The 24,623-nt window shown below is 68.6% G+C and carries 23 protein-coding genes; 17 read left to right on the forward strand and 6 right to left on the reverse strand.

The features are described 5' to 3' along the window. Nucleotides 1-8: 8 nt before the first annotated feature. Complete coding sequence (locus TU34_RS20370; protein WP_045824709.1) at nucleotides 9-368, reverse strand: winged helix-turn-helix transcriptional regulator; 360 nt, start codon at nucleotides 366-368, stop codon at nucleotides 9-11. Between the two features lie 43 nt (nucleotides 369-411). Here TU34_RS20370 and TU34_RS20375 point away from each other — a divergent pair, with 43 nt between their 5' ends. Then, a complete protein-coding gene (locus tag TU34_RS20375) occupies nucleotides 412-1,026 on the forward strand; it encodes a class I SAM-dependent methyltransferase (RefSeq protein ID WP_045824710.1) in 615 nt (204 codons plus the stop codon). Between the two features lie 91 nt (nucleotides 1,027-1,117). Beyond that, complete coding sequence (locus tag TU34_RS20380; protein WP_045824711.1) at nucleotides 1,118-1,654, forward strand: DinB family protein; 537 nt, start codon at nucleotides 1,118-1,120, stop codon at nucleotides 1,652-1,654. Here TU34_RS20380 and TU34_RS20385 read toward each other — a convergent pair. After that, on the reverse strand, nucleotides 1,641-2,093 hold the full coding sequence (locus TU34_RS20385; RefSeq protein WP_045824712.1) for a MaoC/PaaZ C-terminal domain-containing protein: 453 nt from the start codon (nucleotides 2,091-2,093) through the stop codon (nucleotides 1,641-1,643). The genes TU34_RS20380 and TU34_RS20385 overlap by 14 nt on opposite strands. Nucleotides 2,094-2,260: 167 nt before the next feature. On the opposite strand from TU34_RS20385, the gene TU34_RS20390 reads away from it, so the two are divergent. Next, nucleotides 2,261-3,136 carry a hypothetical protein gene (locus TU34_RS20390; RefSeq protein WP_045824713.1) on the forward strand — a complete coding sequence of 292 codons (876 nt, stop codon included), beginning with the start codon at nucleotides 2,261-2,263 and terminating at the stop codon, nucleotides 3,134-3,136. Nucleotides 3,137-3,186: 50 nt separating this feature from the next. Here TU34_RS20390 and TU34_RS20395 read toward each other — a convergent pair whose 3' ends face one another. Further along, nucleotides 3,187-4,437 (reverse strand): DUF7373 family lipoprotein, encoded by a 1,251-nt coding sequence (locus TU34_RS20395; RefSeq protein ID WP_045824714.1) that lies wholly within the window; start codon nucleotides 4,435-4,437, stop codon nucleotides 3,187-3,189. Between the two features lie 54 nt (nucleotides 4,438-4,491). Between TU34_RS20395 and TU34_RS20400 the strand changes: the two genes are divergently transcribed. From TU34_RS20400 to TU34_RS20460, 13 genes are all read left to right on the forward strand, one after another. Further along, nucleotides 4,492-6,336: a dynamin family protein gene (locus TU34_RS20400; protein ID WP_045824715.1), complete on the forward strand. Its 1,845-nt coding sequence runs from the start codon at nucleotides 4,492-4,494 to the stop codon at nucleotides 6,334-6,336. Next, nucleotides 6,333-7,778, forward strand: coding sequence for a dynamin family protein (locus TU34_RS20405; RefSeq protein WP_045824716.1), 1,446 nt, complete (start codon nucleotides 6,333-6,335; stop codon nucleotides 7,776-7,778). The genes TU34_RS20400 and TU34_RS20405 overlap by 4 nt, the downstream gene beginning before the upstream one ends. 59 nt (nucleotides 7,779-7,837) lie before the next feature. After that, a complete protein-coding gene (locus TU34_RS20410) occupies nucleotides 7,838-9,649 on the forward strand; it encodes an Hsp70 family protein (protein ID WP_045824717.1) in 1,812 nt (603 codons plus the stop codon). Beyond that, on the forward strand, nucleotides 9,646-10,041 hold the full coding sequence (locus TU34_RS22535; RefSeq protein WP_052689106.1) for a hypothetical protein: 396 nt from the start codon (nucleotides 9,646-9,648) through the stop codon (nucleotides 10,039-10,041). Before TU34_RS20410 ends, TU34_RS22535 begins: the two co-directional genes overlap by 4 nt. Before the next feature lie 3 nt (nucleotides 10,042-10,044). Beyond that, nucleotides 10,045-10,614 (forward strand): RNA polymerase sigma factor, encoded by a 570-nt coding sequence (locus TU34_RS20420; RefSeq protein WP_045824718.1) that lies wholly within the window; start codon nucleotides 10,045-10,047, stop codon nucleotides 10,612-10,614. 141 nt (nucleotides 10,615-10,755) lie between these two features. Next, nucleotides 10,756-11,268 carry a DUF6764 family protein gene (locus TU34_RS20425; RefSeq protein WP_045824771.1) on the forward strand — a complete coding sequence of 171 codons (513 nt, stop codon included), beginning with the start codon at nucleotides 10,756-10,758 and terminating at the stop codon, nucleotides 11,266-11,268. Nucleotides 11,269-11,370: 102 nt separating this feature from the next. Continuing rightward, nucleotides 11,371-12,996 (forward strand): carboxyl transferase domain-containing protein, encoded by a 1,626-nt coding sequence (locus TU34_RS20430; RefSeq protein WP_045824719.1) that lies wholly within the window; start codon nucleotides 11,371-11,373, stop codon nucleotides 12,994-12,996. A 16-nt stretch (nucleotides 12,997-13,012) separates the two neighbouring features. Further along, entirely contained in the window at nucleotides 13,013-15,049 is a 2,037-nt protein-coding gene (locus TU34_RS20435) for an acetyl/propionyl/methylcrotonyl-CoA carboxylase subunit alpha (protein ID WP_045824772.1), read from the forward strand. Between the two features lie 2 nt (nucleotides 15,050-15,051). Then, nucleotides 15,052-16,221: an acyl-CoA dehydrogenase family protein gene (locus TU34_RS20440; protein WP_045824773.1), complete on the forward strand. Its 1,170-nt coding sequence runs from the start codon at nucleotides 15,052-15,054 to the stop codon at nucleotides 16,219-16,221. Nucleotides 16,222-16,305: 84 nt separating this feature from the next. Continuing rightward, nucleotides 16,306-17,091, forward strand: coding sequence for an isocitrate lyase/PEP mutase family protein (locus TU34_RS20445; RefSeq protein ID WP_045824720.1), 786 nt, complete (start codon nucleotides 16,306-16,308; stop codon nucleotides 17,089-17,091). A gap of 164 nt (nucleotides 17,092-17,255) precedes the next feature. Then, nucleotides 17,256-18,284 carry an alpha/beta hydrolase gene (locus tag TU34_RS20450; protein ID WP_150116631.1) on the forward strand — a complete coding sequence of 343 codons (1,029 nt, stop codon included), beginning with the start codon at nucleotides 17,256-17,258 and terminating at the stop codon, nucleotides 18,282-18,284. 45 nt (nucleotides 18,285-18,329) lie between these two features. Continuing rightward, on the forward strand, nucleotides 18,330-19,610 hold the full coding sequence (locus TU34_RS20455) for a glycosyltransferase (RefSeq protein WP_052689108.1): 1,281 nt from the start codon (nucleotides 18,330-18,332) through the stop codon (nucleotides 19,608-19,610). 89 nt (nucleotides 19,611-19,699) lie between these two features. Beyond that, on the forward strand, nucleotides 19,700-20,296 hold the full coding sequence (locus TU34_RS20460; RefSeq protein ID WP_150116632.1) for an Rv1733c family protein: 597 nt from the start codon (nucleotides 19,700-19,702) through the stop codon (nucleotides 20,294-20,296). An 8-nt stretch (nucleotides 20,297-20,304) separates the two neighbouring features. Here TU34_RS20460 and TU34_RS20465 read toward each other — a convergent pair whose 3' ends face one another. The 3 genes from TU34_RS20465 to TU34_RS24415 form a co-directional block, all read right to left on the reverse strand. Beyond that, on the reverse strand, nucleotides 20,305-21,384 hold the full coding sequence (locus tag TU34_RS20465; protein WP_203225506.1) for a DNA polymerase domain-containing protein: 1,080 nt from the start codon (nucleotides 21,382-21,384) through the stop codon (nucleotides 20,305-20,307). Next, entirely contained in the window at nucleotides 21,384-22,427 is a 1,044-nt protein-coding gene (locus TU34_RS20470) for an ATP-dependent DNA ligase (protein WP_275041767.1), read from the reverse strand. The genes TU34_RS20465 and TU34_RS20470 overlap by 1 nt, the downstream gene beginning before the upstream one ends. Before the next feature lie 326 nt (nucleotides 22,428-22,753). Beyond that, on the reverse strand, nucleotides 22,754-22,963 hold the full coding sequence (locus TU34_RS24415) for a hypothetical protein (protein WP_238981412.1): 210 nt from the start codon (nucleotides 22,961-22,963) through the stop codon (nucleotides 22,754-22,756). On the opposite strand from TU34_RS24415, the gene TU34_RS20475 reads away from it, so the two are divergent. Beyond that, nucleotides 22,910-24,289, forward strand: a complete 1,380-nt coding sequence (locus tag TU34_RS20475) for an HNH endonuclease signature motif containing protein (RefSeq protein WP_238981411.1) — start codon at nucleotides 22,910-22,912, stop codon at nucleotides 24,287-24,289. The genes TU34_RS24415 and TU34_RS20475 overlap by 54 nt on opposite strands. The last annotated feature ends 334 nt before the right edge of the window (nucleotides 24,290-24,623 follow it).

Raw genomic sequence — 24,623 nt, forward strand, 5'->3', positions numbered from 1 at the left:
AGCTCGTCTCATCGTGATTCGCCGTCCGGACCTGTGATGCGCGCGGCCCAGTCGTCGGCCCACCCCACCAACGGGGCACCCGCCTCGAGGAGCGCACTCGCGTCGTCGGTGAGCGCATAACCCGCATCGGTGCGTTCGATGAGGCCCACGTCGCGTAGTTCGGCCAGCCTGGTGTTCAGCGTGCTCGCGGCGATCCCGCCGGCACGCTCCTGCAGCGCGCGGAACGACGCGGGACCCTCGGCGAGTGCCCACAGGATCCCCAGCGTCGCGCGACGTCCCAGGAGATCGAGGAGCGCCATGATCGGGCGCCTGGTGGTGGAGCCTCGCACCGGGCGACCGGGCCGCGGGGTGGCGTCGGCTCGTCGCATGTCGACCAGCCTAGGTCGACAACCCTGGCGGTACGGTCGAACGGTGGGTGACACCGAGTCGACTCGTATCGCGTACGCGCACTGGGCAGGCGAGTACATCCATCGGTTCGGATCGATCGCCGCGACCCACCCACTCGATCGCGAACTGGTGCGCCTGTGGGCGTCGTCGACGTCAGGCCGGGTGCTCGACGTCGGTTGTGGCCCCGGTCAGTGGACGGGTTTCCTCCACGAATGTGGTTGCGACGTCGTTGGTGTCGACCCGGTGACGGAGTTCGTCGAGCATGCGCGAGCGCACCACCCGCACCTCGATGTCGCCCAGGGCGACCTCGAATCCCTCGAGCTCCCGGCGGCGTCGATCGGGGCCGTGTTCGCCTGGTACTCCCTGATCCATCTCGATCCCGCCGCGGTGCGACGGACCCTGACCGAGCTCGGGCGCGTGATCGCGCCCGGCGGGGGCCTGCTGATCGGACACTTCGCGGCCGACACTGTGGTCGAGCCGTTCGCCCACACGGTGATCACCGCGTACCGGTGGCCCGTCTCATGGCTCGCCGACCTGCTGGCAGAGGCGGGATTCGACGTGATCGAGACCCATGTCCGGGAGGCCGCCGGGCAGCGGCCGCACGGAGCCGTCACCGCCCGCCGCCGCGACACCGGGTGACAGCAACGAGTTTCTGCCGCTCTCCGCACAATTCGTGCCACAACCGCTGGTGAGACCGGCGGTACGACCGTGATCTCGCTACCGTTCGCTCATGCCGATCGTTCCCGACACCGCGAACTGGACCTGGGTGCTGGAGAAGCCCTGTCCTGCCTGTGGTCTCGACGCCTCGCAGATCCCGTTCGACGCCGTCGCCGACCTCACCGAGGACAACGTCGCCCGGTGGCCACGCGCGCTCGACGTCGCCGATCCCGCGCACCGCCCGAACGACCACACCTGGTCGCCCCTGGAGTACGCGGCGCATGTCCGCGACGTCTTCCGGATATTCGGTGCGCGCCTCGAACTGATGCTGAAGCAACATGATCCGCTGTTCGACAACTGGGATCAGGATGCGACGGCGATCGCCGACAGGTACGGCGAGCAGGATCCCGCCGTGGTCCTCGCCGAGCTGCGTGACGCCGGCCTGGCTCTCGCGAGGGACTTCCGTGCGGTCCCCGGCGACGCGTGCCACCGCACGGGCCGCCGCAGCGACGGCAGTGGGTTCACGGTCGAGACCCTCGCGCGGTACTTCATCCACGACCCGGTGCATCACCTCGCCGGCGTCACAGGCGAACAAGTCACTCCTCGGTAGCCGCCCGCCTGCGGGCCGCGATCTCCAGCGCCATGGTCAGTACCGCGCCGTCGGGTGACTCGAGCCGGCCGGTCAGTGACACCGTCGCCCGGTCGGGCCGGTGCAGGTCGACGGCGTCGACCGTGATCGATCCCGTCAACTTCTCGTCAGGACGCACCGGCCGCAGCAACCGCACGTCCTCCATCCCTCGGCCGGCGATCGTGGCCCACCGATCGAACACAGCCGGCACCGCGAGGCGCTGGAAGATCGCCATCGTGTGGATACCGCTGGCGATGATGCCCCCGAAGAAGTGGTCGGCCGCGTAGGCCGGATCGGTGTGGAACCGCTGCGGATCCCACCGACGCGCGAACTCGATGATCTCGGCCTCGGTCGGCGTGTGGCTCCCCAGCGGCCACACCGAGCCGACCTCGAGTTCGTCGGCATGAATCAGTGTGCTCATCGTCCCGATACTGCCAAGTGGCGACCCGAGCCGGTCACCAGGCCGATCACCGCAGGTCACGAGGTCGCAAAAAAACTTCTCGATTGTCGGGAACTTTCCCGTGATCCCGCCGCATCCAATGCTGTGACCGACAAGAACAGCCACAACGAGCATCGAGGAGAACCACCATGAAGGTCAGCCAGAGCGACACGAACCACGACGGCACCAACGACGTCTACCTCGTCGACACCGACGGAGACGGCCGCGCCGACGTCGAGGAGAAGGACACCGACTTCGACGGCCGGGCCGATGTCCGCCTCGTCGACAACAACGGCGACGGACGTTCCGACGTCACCGACACCGACACGAACGGCGACGGACGCTACGACAGCCGTTCGATCGACACCGACCACGACGGTTACGCCGACGCCACCGGGACCCCGTCGGGTGCGGCCACCGCGCACTCGTTCTCCGGCTCCTCGGCGAGCACGCCCTCCTCGGACAGCACCTCGACCTACGGCAGCTCGTCCACCACCGACAGCTCCTCGACCTACGGCAGCTCGTCGAGCAGCGAGTCGACCAGCCCCTACTCGGGTACCAGCTCGTCGAGCCGCTACTCCGACGACGACAGCTCCTCGAGCAGCAGCAGCGACACCTACGGGTCGGGCCACACGGGATCGGCCGGCAGCGGATCCTACGGCTCCCACGGGTCGGACTCGTCCTCGACCGGTGCGTCGGCGACCTCGGGCATGCGCTGGAGCACCGATTCCCACGGCGCCGATGTGATGTTGGCCGACACCGACGGTGACGGCAAGATCGACATGGGTCAGAAGGACACCGATCACGACGGCAAGGTCGACGTGATGGCGTTCGACACCAACCACGACGGTCGGATCGACATGCTGATGCGCGACACCGACCACGACGGAACGCTCGACACCTGCGAGGTCGACTCCGACTACGAAGGTCACGTCGACTCGACGAGCGCGATGCACACCTCGGTGCCGTTCATCGAGGACCCGTCGTCGCACTCCGCCTCGGACACCTCGTACCACGGGCACTGAGCGCCGATGGCCGGGTGCGGGGCGGCTGCCCTGTACCCGGCCCGGATCGATCAGTTGGCGGTCTGGTCGGCCCGGGTGAGGATGAGGTACTGGGCGGAGATCTTCTGCGCGACCACGGTCGGATCGCGGTCGTCGGCCTCGCCGACGTACCGCCCCACCGTCACGAAACAGGTGTTCTCCTGGCCGGTGTCGGTGTCCCGCGAGACGCACGACGCGATCGGCAGTCCCTTCGGGGAGTCGACCTTGGTCGCACCGTTCTGGACGTCGGCGTTCACCAGGCCGTCCATGATCGACGTCGCACCGGTCCCGGTCGCGGCGCGGTAGACCGTGGTGTCCCACACGGCATTGTGCGTCGACTGCGCCGCGGTGAGCGTGGAGAGCATCGTCGACGGGGACGACGCGATGTGCGCCATCCCCCGCGGTCCGTAGACCGCACGGTCAGATCCGTTGACCGCGTTCGCATCTTTGTTCGGCAGTGCATAGAGAAGGATCTGATCTTGATCGACAGCGACCTCGACCGGCTTCCCTCCGTTCTGCGCCTTCGTGGGCGTGGCGGGGAAACCGTTCAGCAGACCCGGCTCGCGGGCGAGCACCGTTCGCACGGTGTCCTCACTCCGCTTCTCCTGTCCCGCAGGGGCGCTGGCCCAGGCGTAGATCACGTAGACCTTGAAGGGCGTGAAGGTCGCGAGCGTCGGCGCGATGGGTACCGCGGCACTTCCGCCGGCGTCGGTACGTGCCGCCAGAGTGGTGGCCAGACCGGCCAGCGGCACGGGGATCGACTTGTTCTGTCGCACCATGGCGTCGAACATCGACCGCGCCGCGCCCGCCGCCGTCGCGGAGTCGGTGTAGCGCACCACCATCAGCTGCATGCCGCGGGTCGGATCGCTCAACCGCAGCTGCGAGGTACCGGCCGAGGTGACGAATCCGGCCACCAGACGGTCGTTCGCGGGGACGAACGCGGCGTCGCGCCCCACCACGTTGGTGAGGTTCGCGCGACTGCGGATGATCGACGTCGGGTTCTTGACGTCGGTGAACTCGGGATCGATCTCCGAGGGCGTGTAGACGAACTCCGCCATGCGCTGGCCCTCGTACTCGACGATCTGAGCACCGGTGGCCATGCCGAAGGCCGGCGACGGGGTCGTCTGATAGCTGCCCGGGTCGAGAGCGGCGAGATCGACCTCGCCCGGCGACAGCGTCTGCGAGGCGGGGGTGGCCTGTCCGTCGACGGAGGTGGCGCACCCCGTCAGCGTGGTCGCGATGAGCACGGCGGCAGCGCCGGCGAGAACTACTCTCGACCGCATGTGGTCTCCTCCTGCTGGGATCGGGCCCAGTTAACCAGATTCGGAAACGTGGTCATGAGCGATACAGATGCACGATCGACGCAGGTGACACCTTCTGACCTGCGTGCACAGACCGACTCGGTGCTCGCCGCCGCGGCAACGGTGCTGCGCGCGTACAAGATGGACGACGTCGCCGACCTCGCGGCGCGTAAGGCCGCTCGTGACGGCCAGGCCCGCACCGTGGTGGTCGTCGGAGAGGTCAAGCGCGGCAAGAGTTCGCTGGTCAACGCCCTGGTCGGCCGACGTGACCTGTCACCGGTGGGTGTCGACGTCACGACCACGGTGGCGATCGGTGTCGCCCCCACCGACGACCCGCCCCTCGACGGCACCGCGACCCTCCTGTTCCCCGACCGCTCGGAGCAGATCCCGCTGACCGCCCTCCCCGACTGGGTGACCGTCGGCGGTCGTCAGGTGCGTGATCCACACGTCGAGTCGCTACCCACCCGCGCGAGCATCCCCGTCACCGAGACCGCGATGCCCGGGGTCACCATCGTCGACACCCCCGGCGTCGGCGGTCTAGACCCGGCGATGGCCGCGCTCGCGGTCCAGAGCGCCCAGCAGGCGTGCGTGGTGGTGATCGTGTGCGACGCGTCGAGTCCGCTGACCGCGCCGGAGATGGACTTCATCCGGGAGGCCGGCGCCTCGGTCGACGCCCTCGTGGTCGCGGTGACCAAGACCGACAAGAACATTCGACGCTGGAAGGCCATCGTGGCCGACAACCGGCGGCTGCTCACCACGCACCTGCAGCGCGACATCCCCGTCATCGGGGTGTCGAGCCTGCGCGCGGTGCTCGCCGCCGACCTGCCACCCGGCGCCGAGCGTGACCGCGCCGAGATGACCTCGGGCATCACCGATCTGCGGGCCGAGATCATGCACCGCCTCGACGCGGCACAGGGGCTTCCCGCCGCAGATGCGTTGCGCACCACCCGGGAAGGACTGCTCGCCGTCGCGCGTCGCGTCGACGTCGAACACGCCGCGGTCGCCGGCCGCGGGACCACCCTGCCCGACCTCACCGCACAGCTCGACGCCCTCGAGACGCTCAAGGACCGCAGTCGGGAATGGGAGCAGTACCTCGCCCGTGACCTCACCCAGCTGCGACAGCAGGCCATCGACGACAGCGATCGGCGTCTCGACGAGATCCGCGCGCGCTGGACCACCCGCATCAACAAGAGCGGGATGGAGGTGTTGCGGCGCAGCCCGCAGAAGTTCACCGCCGACATGCAGGACGAACTCGAGCGCGCGCTCGCGGTCACCATGGCGCAGTTCCTCGAACAGCTCTACTCCACGATCGTCGCGCCCCGATTCGACTCCGACGTGGTGTGGGAGCAGATCTGCGGACGCATCGTCGAATCGCTGCAGGGTCCGCGCATCGAGGCCCAGCCGGTGGGAAGCCGTCGTCACGGCCTGTTCGACCCGACGCTTCTCAACATGGGCATCATGGGCTCGTCGATGATCGGCGGGGTTATCGGCCTGTCCACCGCACTCGGCGTGGGCGCGATCGTCGGAACCGTCTGGGTGGGAGTCAATCTCGGCTTCCGCGCCATGCGCACCGGCAAGACGAACCTGCTGGCGTGGCTGCGGGAGACGTTGGCCACCACCAAGACCGTCACCGCCCGACTCCTCGAGCTCGCCATCGCCCAGGCAAGGCCGGAGATCGTGATCCGGTACCGCGAGCACCTGCGCACCGCGATCGAGGACCTCCAACGTCAGATCGGTGTCGCGCGCGACGCCGCCACCTCCGATGCGACCCGTCGCGAGAAGGACCTCGCCCGCCTCGACACCAATCGCTCGGTCATCGCCAAGCGGTTGGCCGAGACGGAGTCGATGCTCGCCCGCGTGTCTGCGCAGGCGACACCGTGAATGCTCCTGCATCCCATGCCGATCCGGTTCACGTTACGCTCGACAACGGACTGAGGGCGCTCGCCGGCCTCGGTGGCGATCTCGTGGCCCACGCCAACCAGATCGGCGCGACGCTGTGGGCCCCTCCGCGGCTGGTGGTCGCCGGGCGGCTCAAGGCCGGCAAGTCCACCCTCGTCAACGCCCTCATCGGTGCGCCCGTCGCAGAGACCGCGGCACTCGAGGCAACCCGGGTGGTGACCATCTACTCCGACGGCGCGCCCTCACGCGCGGAGGTCGTCGCCCTCGACGGGGCACGACACCCCGTCGCGCTGGACAGCGGGACGCCGACCTCACCCGCCGGACTCCCGCTACCCGACGAGCAGATCGCCTACCTTCATCGATGGCTGCCGTCGGCGGCGATCCGCGACCTCACGTTCATCGACACCCCCGGGCTGGCGACACTCACCACGGGCAACGAGACCGCGACCCGCCGGGTTCTCATCGACGGGTTCGAACAGACACGGACGGCGTCGGTCGATGCCGACGCCGCGGTCTTCCTGTTCGACTCCGTTCCTCGCGCAGACGAATTGGCGTTCCTGCGACAACTGCCGCTCTCTCCGCTGAACACCCTCGGCGTGCTGTCGCGTGCCGACGGATTCGGCGAAGGCGCGCTGGGTCGGCGCGACCCGCTCGAGCACGCCACCGACCACGCACGCACCCTGGCACGACAGCTGGCCGACACCGTCTCGACGGTGGTGCCGATCTCGGGCCTGATGGCGCAGACGAGCCACACCGGCGCGTTGGTGGAGGCCGATGCGCGGGCGCTCGCGTCGCTGGCGTCGTGGGGACCCCTCGACCTCGTCGACCACCTCGAGTCCGACGCGCCCGGCGTCATCGACGCCGCGACCCGCGATCGACTGCTCGACCTGCTCGGCGAGTACGGGTTGATCAACGGTCGGACGGTCGCCGCGCGGGGGGCCGCCGCCCTCAACGAATGGCTGGTCGCGCATTCCGGGATCACGCTGCTGCAGCAGGTCCTGCGAACATCGCTCGGCGAGTTCGCGTCGCTGAACCGCGCCCGCCGGGTGCTCGATCGCATCGATGCACTGGCCTACAGCCATCCGGCGCGCGACCACATCCGTGCCATCGCCTACGGCGTCCGCAGCGACCCGTCGATGCTGCGGGTCGCGCTGCTCGCCGATCTGCAGCGACTGCTCGCCGCCGACCCGTTCGCCGCGATCGCCGACGACCTCCGCACACTGTTGAACGGCCGCACCGGGGCCCAGTGCGTCGGACTTCCTCTCGACGCCACCCTCGATCAGGTGCGCGAGCGGGCGCGAATCCGGCTCGCCAACACGCAGGCCCACGCCCTGTCGACCGCGACCGCAGCGGAGGACGCCGCCGTGGTCGACGTGGTGCGGGCCTACTCCGCGCTCGCTGCGACCGGGCGGTTGGCACCGTGACGGCGCCGTGGTCCGACGGCGGGGTGACGTGGAGTCGACCGGTCGGGGATGATCCCTCCATGGCATCGGCGGAGTGGATCCTCAGCGTCGACTTCGGCACGTCGAACACCGCCGCGGCGCACTCCGCCGCGGTGAGCGGCGCGATCGAGTCGCTGGCGCTGTCGCACGCGGGCAACCTGATGTCGTCGGGGGTGTTCGTCGACGCGCCGGACCGCATCGCGGTGGGCGATCACGCCGTCAACGAGGCCCAGCGCAACCCGGCCGCTTTCATCCCCGCCCCGAAACGACTGGTGGGCCAGGAGTCGATTGCGGTCAAGGGGCATCTCATCGGGACCTCACTGCCCATCGGCGCGGTGTTGCGCACCGTGTTCTCTCGGGCCGCCGCCGCCCACGCGGGGCGGATGCCGGCGCACCTGGTGCTCACCCACCCCGAGGCATGGTCGCCGGCGCAGGTCCGCGTGCTCCTCGACGCCGCGGGTTGGGCCGGGATGAACCCCGCGGTCATCACGACCATCTCCGAGCCCCGCGCCGCCGCAGCGCATTACGCACGCGGTACCGATCTCGCCGTGGGTGCCACGATCGCGGTCTTCGACTTCGGCGGCGGCACCCTCGACGTCGCGGTCCTCGTGCGCGACACCGACGGCGGGTTCTCGGTGATCGCCGCACGGGGCGACAACGGGTTGGGCGGCAAGAACTTCGACGCACTGATACGGCGCTGGGTCGACCACCAACTCGAGGCACGCAATCCCGAGCTCGCGCACTATCTCCGGCGCACGGCCCCGGCGGGTGTCCGTCACCAGCTCGACGAGTCGATCCGTCGTGCCAAAGAACTGCTGTCCGAGGCACCGTCGGCCACCATCACCGCCGCCGGAGGCGGATTCCACGAGACCCTGCAGATCACCCGGGACGAGTTCGACGAGCTCATCGCCGCCCCGTTGGACGCGGCCGCGGCACTCACGCGCGCCGTGCTCCACGACGCCGGCATCCGATCGCGTGACCAGCTGACCGCGCTATACCTCACCGGCGGCACATCACGCATCCCGCTCGTGCAGCGCACCCTGCAGACCCTGGGGCCCGTCGCCACCCTCGACGATCCCAAGACCGTGGTCGCGCAGGGCGCTCTCGCCGCGGTCATCTCCGATCGCCCCCGGCAGACCGTGCTCCCCGACGCCGCAGAGCTCATGTCGCAGTGGAAAGCGGTTCCCACCGGCCCCACCGCTGCGATCAGCCCCGACACGGCCGCCACCCGGCCGACGCCGACATCGGGTCGCACCGTGGCGCCGGCCAGTGAATCCCCGCGCCGCGGCCGGCGCGCGCTGCTGGCCGGCGGTGCGCTGGTCGTGGTGGCGGCCGTCGTCGCGGTCGCCGTCGTCCTCACCTCGGGCGGCTCCGACGAACCCGCGCCGGACCCAGCGGCCGATTCGACGGGATCGGTCGCGATGACCGGACTGCGCGAGACCACACCGGAGGGGATCGTGGCGCGGCTGCCCGACAAGCTGGCGAGCGCACTGACCGGATGCGAGCAGGCGACCGATGGACCGTCGGGGATCCCGCAGATCACGTGCGCGATATCCACCGACAGCGGTCTGGTGACCGGCCTGCTCACCACGGGTGCTCGCATCACCGTCTCCGCCGACCACACCCAGGCCCGCACCGACGTGGTCCGGATCCGGCGGGGAGACACCGGCGGCACCAGCACCGTGGTGGAGAACACCGCGCGCACCGCGGCGGCCGGCATCCAGCAGGCGCCTGGCAGCACCGCCGAGATCACCTATGCCAGTTCGAGTTCCTACATCCGAGCCTTCATCAGCGGGGTCGTGGGCACGAACGAGGCGAAGACCTTCTTGACCCGATCGGAGCTGATCTCATGACCGAGGAACTCGAACCCGACGCGGACGACGGGCAGTCGGTGTTGACGGCCCTCGGAGTGGATGCGGACGCCGATTACGCGGTGCCCGAACACCTCTGGACGACGGCGCTGGCGGTGGCGCTGGACCCTGACACCCCTCCCGTCGACGCGGCGAACGTGCCGATCATGGACGACCACGGCACCGTTCCCGACGCCGTCGTCACCGATCACGCCGCCCATCACGAGGCCTACCCGGACGACACGGCGTCCCACGACGCCGATCACGTGCATCTGGATCCCGGTCACGAGGACGGTGGGCACGGCGAGAGGGGCCACGACGACACCGGCCACGACGGTGGACACGATCCCGGTTCGCACGATCCGGGATCGCACGGCACCGACTGGCACGTGTAGAGGATGACCGATTCGGGAGCGGCCGAGGCAGAGCTGCTGTTGCGTGCGCGCGGCGGCGACCAGCAGGCGTTCGGCGAACTCATGTCGTTGCACCGCAACCGGGTATGGGCGGTGTGCCTCAACGTCACCGGCAACAACCACGACGCCGACGACGCTTTCCAGGAGACGCTGATCTCGACGTGGCAACACCTCGATCGATTCCGCGGCGAGGCGAAGTTCACCACCTGGCTGCACCGGGTCACCGCGAATTGCGCACTCGCCGTGGTGCGTCGACGCAAGCCGCGCACCGACACCGTCGACTTCACCGACACCGATCAGCCGGTCGTCCTCACCGATGATCCCGCGTCGCGTTTCGACGAGCACGTCGCCGAGCGGGACCAGCTCCGGTCGGCTCTCGCCGAGCTACCCGATGACTTCCGCACCGCGATCGTGCTGCGGGAGTTCGGCGACCTCAGCTACGCCGACATCGCCGAACACACCGGCGTCGGCGTGCAGACGGTGAAATCGCGACTCAATCGCGCACGCAGTCAGATCGCCACCACCCTGCGCGGATACGACCTCGCCTCCGAATGACGTCCTCTCGGGCGGCGCGGATTTGACCAGGGGGCTCGAGACCGTGGCGTGACTGCCTCGTGACCGAATCGACACCTTAACGCGTCCTACACGTTTCCGGGGGTGGTGACCATCGGTGGGACCGCCATCAAAGGAGGACTTATGTCGACCACATCCATCCGCCGTGTCAGCGCTCTCGGCGCGTTCACCCTGCTCGCCGGTGCGGGCATCGCTCTCGGCGCGGCACCGGCCGCCGCCGCCCCGCTGGCCTGCCCGGCCCTGCCCGGCCAGACGGCGACCACCCCGAACTGCACCGCGACCTCGACCGGGACCGGGACATCCGCCGCCATCGGCGACACCACGGGCGCGGCCGACGCGAACGGAGGCCGCAACGGGCTGTCGTTGGCCATCGGTCTCGGCGGTGGCAAGGCCACTTCGCAGGCCCAGAACTTCGCCGCCCCCGCGGCCATCGCGAGCGGACCCGGCGCCGTCACGAACCTGACCGGCATCAAGCCCGGTCTCGCCATCGGCATCGCCGGCCCCGGGGCCACCGTCACGGTCACCGGCCGCTCGGGTGCGACCTGCACGGGCGGGATCGGATTCGCGGGCGACTTCCAGACGTTCTCGGGGTGCCTGAACCTGGGCAACGGCGAGATCCCGCTCGGTAACCGCTGACCCGATCAAACCCGGTTGCGTACTGGACACCGTCGTCACTGCGCCGTACCCTCCGAACTGAGTTAGTCGTCATTAACCCAGTTGCCCCCGGAGTGTCTGCTCATGGTGTTCGATCGAGCGCGTAACCGGGCCGATCACGAGAGCCTCGTGGCCGACCTGTCCGACCGCGTGGCCACTGCCGCGCTGGGCGGGTCGGCCTCGTCGCGTGAACGCCACGTCGCGCGCGGCAAGCTGCTCCCCCGCGGTCGCGTCGACACCCTGCTCGATCCCGGCAGCCCCTTCCTCGAGCTGTCCGCCCTGGCCGGCACCGGGATCTATCTCGACGCCGCCGGCCACGACGAGTGCCCCGGCGCCGGGGTCATCACCGGCATCGGCCGGGTGTCGGGCCGAGAGTGTGTGGTGGTGGCCAACGACGCCACCGTCAAGGGCGGCACCTACTACCCGATGAGCGTGAAGAAGCACCTCCGCGCACAGGAGGTGGCCCTGCACAACAACCTCCCGTGCATCTATCTCGTCGACTCCGGCGGCGCCTTCCTCCCGAAACAGGACGAGGTGTTCCCCGACCGCGAGCACTTCGGCCGCATCTTCTTCAACCAGGCCACCATGAGTGCGCGCGGGATCGCCCAGATCGCAGCCGTTCTCGGCTCCTGCACCGCCGGCGGTGCGTATGTGCCCGCCATGAGCGACGAATGTGTGATCGTCCGCGATCAGGGCACGATCTTCCTCGGCGGCCCGCCGCTGGTGAAGGCCGCGACCGGCGAGGTCGTCACGGCCGAGGAACTCGGCGGCGGGGTGCTGCACTCGACGGTGTCGGGGGTGACCGATCATCTTGCCGATGACGACGCCGACGCGCTGCACCGGGTCCGACGGATCGTCTCCACACTCGGCCCACGGACCGAATCCCCCTGGCCGGTGCGCGAACCCCGCCCCGCCGCAACCGACCAGCACGACCTGTACGACGTCGTCCCCACCGACCTGCGCACCCCCTACGACGTGCGCGAGATGATCTCGCGTCTCGTCGATGTCGGCAACGAAGCAGACGGGACCGATTCCACGACAGGCGAGTTCGACGAGTTCAAGGCCGGTTACGGCACCACCCTCGTCACCGGCTTCGCCCACATCGAGGGCCATCCCGTGGGCATCGTCGCGAACAACGGTGTCCTGTTCGGCGAATCGGCCATGAAGGGCGCGCATTTCATCGAGCTGTGCGACAAGCGGAGCATCCCGTTGCTGTTCCTGCAGAACATCTCCGGGTTCATGGTGGGACGCGACTACGAGGCCGGCGGTATCGCCAAGCACGGCGCGAAGATGGTCACCGCCGTCGCCTGCGCCCGCGTGCCGAAGCTCACCGTCGTCATCGGCGGGTCCTACGGTGCGGGCAACTACTCGATGTGCGGGCGGGCGTATTCACCACGCTTCCTGTGGATGTGGCCGAACGCGCGCATCTCGGTGATGGGTGGCGAGCAGGCAGCGTCGGTGCTGTCGACGGTGCGCGGTGACCAACTCGATGCCGCCGAAAAGCCCTGGTCCGACGAGGAGGTCGAGGCTTTCAAGGCTCCGATTCGCGAGCAGTACGAGCACCAGGGCAACCCGTACTACTCCACCGCCCGGTTGTGGGACGACGGGATCATCGACCCCGCCGACACCCGCGGCATCCTCGGACTGGCCTTGGCGGCGTGTGCGAACGCACCCCTGGAACCGGTCTCCTACGGCGTCTTCCGGATGTGATCTGATGACAGACAGCATGATCCCGATCTCCTCGGTGCTCGTCGCCAACCGCGGCGAGATCGCCGTGCGCGTGATGCGATCGCTTCGCGCGATGGGTATCCGCTCCATCGCCGTGTTCAGCGACGCCGACGCCGACGCCCTGCACGTCACGGTCGCCGACGATGCCGTGGGCATCGGTCCCGCCCCCGCCCGCGAGAGCTACCTCGACATCGACAAGGTGATCGCCGCGGCCATCGCCACCGGCGCCGACGCGATCCACCCGGGGTACGGATTCCTCTCGGAGAACAGCGCGTTCGCGACCGCCTGCGAAGCGGCCGGCATCGTCTTCATCGGTCCGACGCCCGAGGCCATGACCGTGATGAGCGACAAGATCACCGCGAAGAACACCGTCTCGGCCCACGACGTCCCCGTCGTACCCGGCGTCGCCCGGCCCGGCCTCACCGACGACGACCTCACCGAGGCCGCGCGCGACATCGGATACCCGGTGCTCGTCAAACCGTCGGCCGGTGGCGGCGGCAAGGGGATGCGCGTCGTCACCGAACCGTCGGCCCTTCCCGCCGCGCTCGCCGGTGCCCGCCGCGAGGCCGCCTCGTCCTTCGGCGACGACACCCTGTTCCTCGAGCGATTCGTGTTGTCGCCGAGACACATCGAGGTACAGGTGCTCGCCGACGCCCACGGTGGGGTCATCCACCTCGGCGAGCGGGAATGCAGCCTGCAGCGTCGTCACCAGAAGGTGATCGAGGAGGCTCCCTCACCCCTGCTCGACGAGGCGACCCGAGCACGTATCGGGGCCGCAGCCTGCGACACCGCGCGCAGCGTCGGGTATCGGGGCGCCGGGACGGTCGAGTTCATCGTCTCCGCCGACCGACCCGACGAGTTCTTCTTCATGGAGATGAACACACGGTTGCAGGTCGAGCATCCGGTGACGGAACTGGTGACCGGGATCGATCTGGTGGAGTGGCAGATCCGCGTCGCTCGAGGCGAGAAGCTCGCCATCGCGCAGGACGACGTGACGATGACCGGACACGCGATCGAGGCCCGCGTCTACGCCGAGGACCCCGCGCGCGGCTTCATCCCGACCGGCGGCACGGTGATCGATCTGGTCGAGCCCCGGGGCACCGGCATCCGCATCGATTCCGGCCTCGTCACCGGCACCGTGGTCAGCAGTCATTACGACCCGATGCTGTCGAAGGTGATCGCCCACGGGCCCGACCGCGCCTCCGCCCTCGCGCGGCTCGACACCGCCTTGGCCGGGACCGGGGTGCTCGGTGTGGGCACCAACATCGACTTCCTGCGCACCGTTCTCGCCGAGGACGACGTGCTCGCCGGTCGCCTCGACACCGGCTTCCTCGACCGACTCGTCGAGACCATCGTTGCTCCCGTCGTCCCGGACGACGCGGTCATCGCCGCCGCCGTCGCCGGATGGGCGGCACGCTGGCGCGACGCCGGCTCCGATCCGTGGTCACGACCCACCGGCTGGCGGGCCTCACGACCCGACGCGCCGACCGTCGTCCGCCTGCAGGCCGGGCCCGACATCCGTGTGGTGTCGGTGACAGGGACACCGGACGACGCGCGGGTCTCCCTCGACGACGCCGCCGCGCTGCACGTGTCGGTCGCGGTGTCGGACGAGGGTGTCGCGATCACCACCGACGGCATCCGGCGACGGTATCGAGTCGCTCAGCGGGGCAACGACATCTGGGTGGATCGCACCGGGGGCACATGGTCGCTGTCGCAGATCCCGGCGGGTACGGGAAGCGCCGGCGCCGACGCGGCAACCGACGCCGACCTCCGGAGCCCCATGCCGGGGTCGGTCATCGCGGTCGGCGTCGCCGACGGTGACGAGGTCGCCGCGGGGACGGTGGTCGTCATCGTCGAGGCCATGAAGATGGAACACACGCTGAGCGCACCGGTCGACGGTCGGGTCGAGCTGTCAGCCGCGGTCGGCGATCATGTTGGCGTCGGCGAACTACTCGCCCGCGTTATCCCGACCGACACCGGGACATCCGCCGACACCGAGATATCCACGGGAACGACACCAGGGGAAACAGCATGACCATGACCAGCTCGGAATCGATCTCGACGGCGAACCTGCCCGAGGACTATCGCGACCTCAAGGCGACGGTGGCCGACTTCGCCCGGTCGGTGGTTGCCCCGGTGTCGGCGAAGCACGATGCGGAGCGCTCGTTCCCGTACGAGGTCGTCGCGGGGATGGCGGAGATGGGCCTGTTCGGGCTGCCGTTCCCCGAGGAGTACGGAGGCATGGGCGGCGACTACTTCGCGTTGTGCCTCGCACTCGAGGAACTCGGCAAGGTCGATCAGAGCGTCGCCATCACCCTGGAGGCCGGAGTCTCCTTGGGCGCGATGCCGATCTACAGCTTCGGGACCGAGGAGCAGAAGCAGGAGTGGTTGCCGCGCTTGACGAGTGGGCAGGCGCTCGGCGCGTTCGGTCTCACCGAGGCGGGCGGCGGCAGTGACGCCGGCGCGACGAAGACCACCGCCGTCCTCGACGGCGACGAGTGGGTCATCAACGGCTCCAAGCAGTTCATCACCAACTCCGGCACCGACATCACCGAGCTCGTGACCGTCGCCGCGGTGACCGGGGCCGACGCCAACGGCCACAAGCAGATCTCGTCGATCATCGTTCCGACGTCATCGGCCGGCTTCGCCGCGGGCCCGTCGTACGACAAGGTCGGGTGGAACGCCTCGGACACCCACCCGCTCACCTTCAACGACGTGCGGGTGCCTCGCGAGAACTTGCTCGGCGAACAGGGGCGCGGGTACGCCAACTTCCTCCGCATCCTCGACGAGGGCCGCATCGCCATCGCGGCGTTGGCCGTCGGGGTCGCACAGGGGTGCGTCGACGAGTGCGTGCGGTACGCGAAGGAACGGTCGGCGTTCGGCCGACCCATCGGCGACAACCAGTCGATCGCGTTCACCATCGCCCGCATGGAGGCCCGCGCTTACGCGGCGCGCACCGCCTACTACGACGCCGCCGCGTTGATGCTGGCGGGCAAGCCGTTCAAGACCCAGGCGTCGATCGCGAAGATGGTGGCCTCGGAGGCCGCGATGGACAACTCGCGCGACGGCACCCAGGTACACGGCGGCTACGGCTACATGAACGAGTACACGGTCGCCCGGCATTACCGCGACAGCAAGATCCTCGAGATCGGCGAGGGCACCACCGAGGTGCAGCTGATGCTCATCGCCCGCAGCCTCGGTTTGTAGGTCCCGCGCCAGGGCTGGAGAACGGTCGTTCTCACATCGTGGGACGACCGGAAATAGACGGGGGACAACGGCGTTGACGCTGGCATGACGAACCCCAGCACGAATGACCTCAGCAGCAAGGCCACGACCCTTCTCGAACTGCACAAGCCCGGCGACCCGGTGATCCTGCCGACCGTGTGGGACGCGTGGTCGGCGAACCTCGCCGTCGCCGCGGGCTTCACCGCGCTGACCGCGGGAAGCCACCCCATCTCCGACTCGATCGGCAAGTCCGACAACGAGGGACTCACGTTCGACGAGGTGCTGACCCGCATCAAGCAGATCACCGCCGCGGTCGACGTGCCGATCTCGGTCGACATCGAATCGGGCTACGGCGAGGACCCGAAGCGCCTGATCGAGGGGCTCATCGACGCCGGGGCCGTGGGCCTCAACATCGAGGACACCGTGCACAGCGAGGGTGGTCGCCTGCGTGAGGCGCAGGAGCACGCCGACTTCGTCGGCGCACTGCGTGCGGCGTCGGATGCGACCGACGTCCATGTCGTCGTCAACGCCCGCACCGACCTCTTCGTGAAGGAGATCGGCGACGAGTCCGACCGCGTCGACCGCGCGATCGCGCGCCTGAAACTGGCTGCCGAGGCCGGCGCCGATGTGCTGTACCCGGTCGGCTTCCACAGCGACGACGTCCAGAAGCGTCTGACCTCCGAACTGCCCCTGCCGGTCAACGCCATCGGCCACCCGGTCAACAGCGACAAGGCGACACTCGCCGGACTCGGCGTGGGACGCGTCAGCTTCGGTCCCATCTGGCAGATGGTTCTCGCCGAGCGGTCGAACGAGATCCTCGCGCGCTGGAAGTGGTCTCCATCCACGACGTGAGAGACGGCAGGCGCGGTAACACGCGCCTGCCGTTTCTGCGCGTCGGCGACGTGTGGTTTTTCTGACAGCCGTTTCGCCACCTCTCGAGTACCCCGACCGGACGAGCGACCGTAGCCTTTCGCGAAAGTCGCTATTCAGTTCATCAAAGAATCTCGGGGATTCGCGTGATCAGAATCGTTGCGTCGGCACTGGCGGTGCTCGCCGCTGTCGCCATGGTGGCCACCGTCGCACCGGGGGTGAGCACGGCGCAGCCCGTGGTCCGCCCATCCTCGGTCGGCGCCACCCCTGATCTGTCCGAACCCGGGCCCTTCCGGGTCACGTCGACCGAACCGGTCACGCCCTGCCGAGGTCCCGGTGCCCCCGAGCAGATCCGCAGCGTCCGCGAGCAGGGAGCGCGTTCGCCTCTGCTGTGTACCTCCGCCGCACCGATCGGCTCGGGGCCCGACAACGGTGTCGACTTCTACGCACCCGACGGTGCGCCCGGGCGCCGCCCACTCGTCGTGTTCGTCGCCGGCAGCGGCGCCAACCCCGGTTACTTCGTCCGCATGGTGACCCACTGGGCCAGTCACGGGTTCGTCGTCGCGGTGGCCTACAACGCCCGGGAGATCGCCCCCGAGAGCGTGTTCACCGGCATCCGGCGTGCGCTCGCCGCCGCCAACGACCCTCGCTCGCCGCTGTACGGCCGGATCGACCCGTCACGGGTCATCTTCGCCGGCCATTCCGCCGGTGCCACCAAGGCGCTCGAGTCCGCGAGCCTCATCGCGTCTCCCCCTCCGCAGGTCGTAACCGATCGCCTCCCTCTCACCGTCCCGCCCGGCGTCCGGGTGGTCGGGGTCCTCGCGATGGCGCCCGACATCTACACCCTGCCCGGACCATCGCGCACACCGACGCTGATCACCACCGGCACCGACGACCGCACCGCGTCGCCGAACCTGCTGCGCCCCGTCATCGTCGATCGCCTGACCGCGCCGACGTGGTTCACCGTGGCGCGCGGAGCTCCCCACCTCGCCGCGGTCGATCCGGTGGCCGACTACCCGCTGACCCGTATCGGGTTGGCGTTCCTGGAGTTCGTCGCGGGCAGCGGCACCTACTGCCGTGCCTTCGTCGGCGCCGACCCTCCGGTTCTCGCCGATCCTGTTCTCGCCGTGTCCGTTCGCAACGCCGCGGCGCGCTCACTGGCCTGCACACGCTGACCATCCCCGCCGACCGGAGGACACACCTTGCCCCGCATCCTGGTCATGACCTCGCCCGCACGCGGCGTGATGTACCCGATCGTCGAGACGCTTCTGGAGCTCCGCGACCGCGGGCACGACATCCACATGATCACCATCGCCGACGAGGTGCCGATGCTGCGCGGCCTGGGACTGTCGGCCTCGCCGCTGCCGCCCGAGATCGACGAGGCGCTACCGGGCGACTGGCGGGGCGACGACACGCGGACACCCAACTCGCTGACCGACCGACTGCTGTCGCGGATCGACGCCGAGTTCAGCCACCTCACCGCCGCTGTGGCCGACCATCGCCCCGACATGATCCTCACCGACGTGGTGGCCACCGGCGCCCAGTGCGCGGCCGAGGCGTCGGGCCTTCCGTGGGCCATCTGGAGCGCGACCTTCCTACCGCTGTTCACCACCGACGGGCCGCCGATCGGGTTGGGGCTCACGCCTCGCGACGGACGACTACCGCACCTGCGGGACGCGGTCATCGCCCGTGCGGCGCAGAGCATCTGGGATCTCACCTTCCGACGGAAGTTCAACCGCGCACGACGCGGGTTCAGCCTCCCCGAGCTCAGACACTGCGACGGGGTCATCCGTCGAGCGCCTCTGGTCCTGAGCCTGTGCGGCGCGCCCCTCGAGCGCCCTCGCGTCGACTGGCCTCCCACCGTGACGATGGTCGGACCATCGCTGTGGGCCCCGCCCGGCGACCGCGACCCCCGCATCGACGCGATCGACGGCCCGATCGCCCTGGTGACGTGCTCCACCGAGCTGCAGGCCGACCAGACGCTGGCCACCACCGCGCTCGAGGCCCTCGCCGGGACCGGGATGCATGCGGTCGTCACCACCGGCGCGCTCGACCCCGATCAGTTCGTCGCCGGACCCGACGCCACCGTGGTGCGTTTCCTGCCCCACGAACAGGTACTCGACCGGGCATCGGTGGTGATCAGTCACGGCGGGATGGGCATCACGCAGAAGGCATTGGCCCGCGGCATCCCGATGGTGATCGCGCCGTTCGGACGCGATCAGCGCGATGTCGCCGCACGGGTGGACGCGGCCGGTTCGGGGATCCGCATCGACCCACGCAGCATGACGGCTCGATCTCTCCGCGATGCGGTGTCGACCGCCCTCGGGTGCGGTGACCGGGCTCAGCGGATCGCGGCCATCGCACCGGCACAGGGATCGGCCGATCGCGCCGCGACATGCATCGAGACGACGCTGCACAGCGGCACCGGATCGGTCGGGGCGGTTTTCACCCGGGCTGAACCGACCACATCCGCGGGGACCACCGCGTCGAATATGCTGTGAACGGCAACTGCGGTTGTGGCCGCCCGGATCATCCGGCGACCACAGGCGTGAACCCCCACGAACGCACGACCCCGACCCAGGAGCGGCCGATGTCCGGTGAGCGGCGATCCGACGCCCGGCGTGCGATGCGCCGCGCGAACGCCCGGCACCACCGTGGCGCGAACCCGCTCGAGCGCGAGATCGACATCACCGAACGCAGGATGCACCGGCTGCTGGTCCTCGTCGGCATGATCCTGCTGCCGCTGGCGATCGTGCCCGGCATCCTCATCTGGAGTTCGCACCAGGACGACCCGCCGCAGAAGCGCATCGACACCGTGAGTGCGACGACCGACCTCAGTTCAGCGGCGGTCACCCCGATCACCTCGACCATCGGATCCGACGAGTCGAACAAGGTGCCCGCGCACTGGACCTACAAGGGCGCCGCGAAATCCGGTGTCATCACAGTCCCGCCCGGCACCGCCGCCGGCAGCTCATTGCTGCTCACCGTCGATCAGGACGGTCGCCCCACGCCCCCGATGCCGTTGCGCGCCGACGCCGGCGTGACGGCGGTCGCCGTGGTGATCGTGCTCATCGGCCTGGTGATCGCGACGCTGCTGGCGTTGCAGAACTGGATCCGGACGCATTGCGACCGGAAGCGGGACATCATGTGGGACAACGCCATCGCGAGGTTCTTCGCTCCGGAGTGATCGCGGCGTCACTCCAGCCTGTTGCCGTCGGAGTCCCAGTGCGACTCCACCTTCTTGCTCGGCTGCACCCGCGGGGGCTCGCCCTTCTGCTTGGGGTAGTCCGGCGGGAAATTGAGTTCGCCGCCGGGCAACGTCTCCCACAGTTCGAGCAGGGGCTCGATCGAGTACGCCTGGGAATCGATCTCCGACCACGGATCGCCGTCGGCCAGGTAGTCGGGGACGGTCGTGAGATTGAAGTCCCTCGGGTCGGTGACCTCGGCGAGCCGCTCCCAAGTGACCGGTGTGCTCACCGGCGCCCCGGGTTGGGCCCGCAGGCTCCACGCACTGGCGATGGTCCGATCGCGGAGGTTCTGGTTGTAGTCGAGGAACAGGCGGGTGCCGCGTTCCTCCTTCCACCATGCGGTCGTCACACCGTCGTCGCGGCGCTCGAGTTCGCGGCCCAGTCCGATCGCCGCGTGGCGTACCTCGTCGAAGGTCCACCGCGGCTCGATGCGTACGTAGATGTGGACGCCCCGGTTACCGCTGGTCTTGGGGAAGCCCCGCAGACCGTGTTCGGCCAGCAGCTCCCTCAGCACATCGGCGACGCGTTGGGCGTCGGAGAACGACGTGCCGGGCTGCGGATCGAGATCGATGCGGAGTTCGTCGGGATGGTCCACGTCGGGGCGGCGCACCGGCCAGGGGTGAAAGGTCAGGGCGCCCATCTGGGCCGCCCACACCAACGACGCGGGCTCGGTGGGGCAGAGCTCGTCGGCCTTGCGTCCGCTCGGGAACGCGATCGACACGGTGTCGACGAAATCGGGCGCGCCCTTGGGAAGTCGCTTCTGATAGAAACCGTCGCCCTCGCGATCCTGCGGTCCGGTGGCCAGGCGCATGCCCTCGCGCCACCCGTCGGGCCACCGTTCCATGGCGGTCGGTCGTTCGCCGATCGCGGCCATGAGGGCGTCACCGACCGTAGCGAAGTACTCGCACACCTCGAGTTTGGTGATGTCGGGCGTTCGATCGGTCGCCTCGTAGACGACGCGGTCGGGGCTCGAGACGCGCACCTCGCGGTCGCCGACGGCCACCATCGCCGCTGGTGTCTTCGCCATCAGTCGGACCCTTCCAGCACATCGTGCAGGTCGTAGGTGAGCGGGACCTCGAGCTGGTCGTACCCGCAGCTCTCGGGGTCGCGGTCGGGGCGCCACCGCTGGAACTTCACGGTGTGCCGGAACCGCTCCTTCTCCATCTGGTCGTAGCCGACCTCAACCACCAGCTCGGGACGGATCGGGATCCACTCGCCGGTGCCTGCGGAGTTCCAGCGGTTCGGCTCGCCCCGCGCGGTGTGGTCGGGGTCGAGCCGCATGGGCTCGAACTGCTCCTGCAGTTCGACGCGTTTGGCGTCGGTGAACGCACTCGATCCGCCGACGCTGCGCAGCTGCCCGTCCTGGTAGAGCCCGAGCAACATCGATCCGACGCCGGTGCCGCTCTTGTGTACCCGGTAGCCGATGACCACGCAGTCGGCGGTGCGTTTGTGCTTGACCTTCAGCATCTCTCGCTTGCCGCCGACGTAGGCACCCTCGATGCGTTTGCTGACGACCCCGTCGAGTCCGGCGCCCTCGAAGGCACTGAACCAGTCGATCGCGGTCTGCGAATCGGTGGTCACTCGGCTCACCCGGAGGAGACCCGCGCCCGGTATCGCCTCGGTCAGCGCCTCGCGCCGCACCCGGAAGGGTTCGCCGGTGAGGTCGCGGTCGCCGAGGGCGAGGGCGTCGAACCCGATGAACATGGCCGGGGTGGTGTCGGCGAGCATCTGTACCCGCGAGTCGGCGGGGTGGATCCGTTGACTGAGCGAGTCCCAGTCGAGCCGGCGGACGCCGCCGATCTCGGCCTGCACGCCGATCTCACCGTCGACGACGACCCGATTCGGGAGTTCGGTGCGAGCCGCCTCGACGAGTTCGGGAAAGTAGCGCGCGAGATCCTTCCCGCTGCGTGAGCCCATGACCACCTCGTCGCCGTCGCGGAAGATCAGTGCCCGGAACCCGTCCCACTTGGGTTCGTGTGACCACGCGATGTCGTCGTCGGGCTGGGCGGGCACGGCGGTGACCGCCTTGGCGAGCATCGGCGCGACAGGTGGCATGACGGGGAGGTCCACGCCCCCATGGTCTCACCCTCCCCACCCCCGACGCTGCAGAAGGCGCCAGTAGGTACTGACTACACGACGTGCATCAGAGATGCTGACTGTGTGGAAAACGCCCGTCGAGTGCGTGACCCGCGGTTGCTGACTGTGTGGAAACGGGCGTCGAGTGTGCTGACAGCGTGACGCGAGCCGACGACGAATCAACGCACACTCGGCGTCCGGCTTCCGCACCGTCAGCGGCAGTAGACTCAACCCCGCACCCGAAATGCGCTCACGTGCAATAACATTCACTGAAATCAACCTCCCACCATTCGAACACGTGTGCTAGAATAGACGTACAGTCAAACCTGGGGAGGAGCGTCTTCGTGAACGATCTCGTAGCGGATTACGCTGCCCTGGAACAGATCTTGAACAAGATCGCTGCATCCGACTCCACAGCGTGCGACGACGAGACCGTCGCCGAGCTGGCGATCCGCCACGAACACGCCATCCGCCGAATGGAATCCATCGGCAATCAGCGGATTCTCGAGGTCTCCGACCGCGATGCCCACCGGACCGTGGGATGCGTGACCGTCACCGAGTTCCTCCAGGCGAAACTGCGGATCACCCAGCCAAAGAAACGGTTACAGGCGGTCCATGCGCTGGAACCCATGCACGCGATGACCGGTGAGAAACTGCCGCCGGTGTGCCCGAACAGCGCCCGCGAGTTGGCGGCCGGAACCATCGGACCCGATCACGTGCACGCGGTTCTCGACGTAATGAAGAAGATCCCGTCAGCGGTGGATGCCGAACACCGGGCGTTCGCCGAACAGACTCTCGCCGAGTTCGCGACGACCTTGACGCCGAAAGAGATCACCGCCGCCGGCGTGCGGATCCTCGCCCACCTCGATCCCGACGGGCAACTGACCGACGACCGTGATCGCGCCAGGAATCGGAAACTGAACCTCGGGTGCCAGGACTCGCAGTTGATGTCGACACTGACAGCGACGCTCGATCCGATCACGCGTGCTCTGTTCGATGTGGTGCTCGCCAAGTGGGCGGCTCCGGGGATGAACAATCCCGACGACGATCAGTCACCCAAGGGTGATCACGGAGAGGCCGATCCTGAACTGCTGAAACAGGCGGCCGATCGGGACCATCGATCGCAGAGTCAGCGGAACCATGACGCGTTCAAGGCTCTCTTGGATGCTGCGGTCAACGGTGGCCTGCTCGGTGGGTCGCATCGTGGATTGCCGCCACAGATCATCGTGTCCATCACCGACGCACAGCTGCGTGAGCACGCCGGTGTCGCGCGCACCGCCACCGGTTCTGACTTGCCAATCAGCGATGTGATCAAGCTCGCTGCCGATGCCCAGCCCCACCTCGCGGTGTTCAGCGATGTCACGAACGAACCGCTGTTCTTTGGTCGCGGCCGGCGCCTCGCGTCGCAAGCGCAAAGGTTGATGGCCTTCGCCCAGTACAAGGGCTGCAGCAAAGACAACTGCACGACACCGTTCGCCCACACCGAAATGCACCACGCCGAAGCCGATTGGGCCGACGGCGGAAACACCGACTCGCCACACATGGCACCCGCCTGCGGACGCCACAACCGGGCCGTCGGATCCGAACCGCATCAGTGGAGCACCGAGAAGATCACCGACGGCCCCGACCGCGGCCGCTATGGATGGCGACGCAACACCGACCCACCGGAGACACTCCGCGCCAATCACTTACACCGGATCGACGAACTGCTCCAACAGCATTCGACGAGTGATGACCCATGGGTCGAATCTCCGGATGTCGGCCAACCGCTACCGGTGATCGACGTCGAACACCCGAGAGCGTCACGCTTCGACATCACATGGCCGGATGCTTTGCTGTACCCCGCTGCCTCGTAGCTGGTTGCGTTCTACCGCCGCTGACTGTGCGGAAAGTCGTCGTCGAGTGCGCGCTGTACGACTGTCGACTCACGCGACGCGGTCAGCACACTCGACTGAACTTTCCACACACTCAGCACCACCACCCGCGCCTGGACTTTCCACACACTCAGCCTCGACTTCCGCGACCGTACGTTTTTCCAGACAGCCAGCACGGTCGGCGGCGCGGTTAGCCTCAGTCTTTCACCAGCGTTGCGCTGATTACTGATTCTGTTGTGTGGCTGCTGGTTTGGTGATGTGGGCATGCGGAGGTTGCCGGCTGGCTGTGTCGGTGGGCGGGTCTTCGGGTCCTTGG

Origin of the sequence: Williamsia herbipolensis, assembly GCF_000964005.1 — a bacterium.
In the GTDB taxonomy this organism is placed as follows: Bacteria; Actinomycetota; Actinomycetes; order Mycobacteriales; family Mycobacteriaceae; genus Williamsia_A; species Williamsia_A herbipolensis.